The sequence below is a fragment of the Neisseria sp. P0021.S007 genome (genome assembly GCF_051956855.1).
Window position 1 is genome coordinate 1 of sequence record NZ_JBQCXA010000045.1, and the last position, 1660, is coordinate 1660.

General features: G+C 56.0%; 1 protein-coding gene. It reads right to left on the reverse strand.

Annotation, left to right across the window (positions count from 1 at the left end):
* On the reverse strand, window positions 1–1660 hold a 1660-nt coding region (locus tag ACTHUR_RS10940; RefSeq protein WP_440398586.1), incomplete at both ends, for a DUF4132 domain-containing protein.

Consider the following 1660-nt stretch of genomic DNA (forward strand, 5'->3'; position numbering starts at 1 on the left):
GCCCTGTACGATGAGGAAGTTGCCGTCTGTGTGGGCAACCTTGGCGATTTTCAGGCGCGGCAGCAGGGTTTCCAGTACTGCTTTGCGGGTTTTGGCCACTTCGCCCAAATCGCCGAAGGAATAGCTCTGCCAGTAGCTGTAAAAACGTGCCTCTCCGCCGTTATCTTCCCAAGTCGGGTCGTTGCCCACGCTTGCCACGCCGACAAACAAATCGACGTCGCGCAATACTTCGGAAAACACGCGCGGCGGGATATCAATTAAGTCCAGCACGGTGGCATGGTAATCATCGTCCACCCGGTGAAAGCGCACTTGGTCGGTACTGACATACTGCCAGATACCGCTTTCCGTCCATGCTTCTTCGCTATCCACTGCGTTTGCCCAAAATTGGGCGAGCAGGTTGTATTCGGGCAATTCCAGCGAGACGGTTGCGTCGTCGCCGCCATCCCACGCGCCTGCCAGTGAGCCCCTCCAGCCGCGTCCTTTGGCAAGCGTCATGTATTGGTGTTGTTTCAGGATGTGGGCGGCAAAACGGTTGCTGTATGTTTTGGTGTTGATTTCGGCTTCGGTGAGCAGATAGATTTCACGGTATGCCTGTTTCAGCGGCTGGCGGATTTCTTTGTCCTGCAGCAGTTTGCGCCACTGGGCGATGCTTTGCTGCGTGGCAAGCGCGGGATGCCACAAGCTGACTTGCAGGCAGTCTGAAACATCGGTTTGCTCCCCCGTTTCGTCCACCCATGTTCCGTCCAACCACAGCGCGGATTTGCCCTGCGTATCGTTTTCATCACGGAAAAACTGCCATATTAATGAGCGCGTGAGGCAGGACATCAGTCCGTGTTGCCAGTAATACTGTTCGGCGTGTTCCAGCGGTACGCGGTGTTCGGAGCGCATCATCTGGTCCAAGCGGTCGCGTTGGGCTGTGAGCGTGGTGTTGAGGTTTTTTTGTGTGGCTTTGAGCTTTTTCAGTTTGTCGGCATGGTCGGTTTTCACGAAGGTGGGTACGGTTTTCTGCGGCGAGCCGTCGGGTTTGAACCAGCGCAGTTCGGACTTGCCTATGCCCGTAACCGCCAGACGGCAGGTGTAGCCGCCGAAGTCGTAGTCTCGGCAGCCTTTCTGCAAGCCGAAATCGTCCACCGCCATGTCTTCGATTTCGTTGCGGGATACACCCCGCTGCGCAGCGGCTTCGTCCAGATAGTTGGCAATCGCGTTCTGCGCGTTGCTGAACTTAATCCGAAGGCGCAGGCGAGAGAGGCTGGCGATGCCGTCCAGCCCTTTGGAGCGGAACAGCGCATAGAAGCAGGCGTTGCCTATGGAAGCATAGCGCGCCCCGAGATTGGGGATTTTTTCGTATGAATGCAGCGCAAGTTGGGTAAGGGCGGACAGGGTGGCACTGTCGTGGAAATGGCTGCACATCCATACCAGCCCTTTGAGCACGGTTTGGTTGATGCTGCAAACGGGCAGGACATGGGTGTCGTAGCTGTATGCTCTGTGGGTGACAGTTTCGGTCTGCACTTCGCTGCCGCAGACAAATTCTATCCAGTCGTGCAGCATTTTTTTGAACCTGTCCGCACCCAATGTGTCAATCAGCGTTTTGGCTTCTTTCAGGTATTTTTCGCTCGGCTTGCCCGCATTGGCGGATAGGGCAAGCGCAATGATTTTGCTC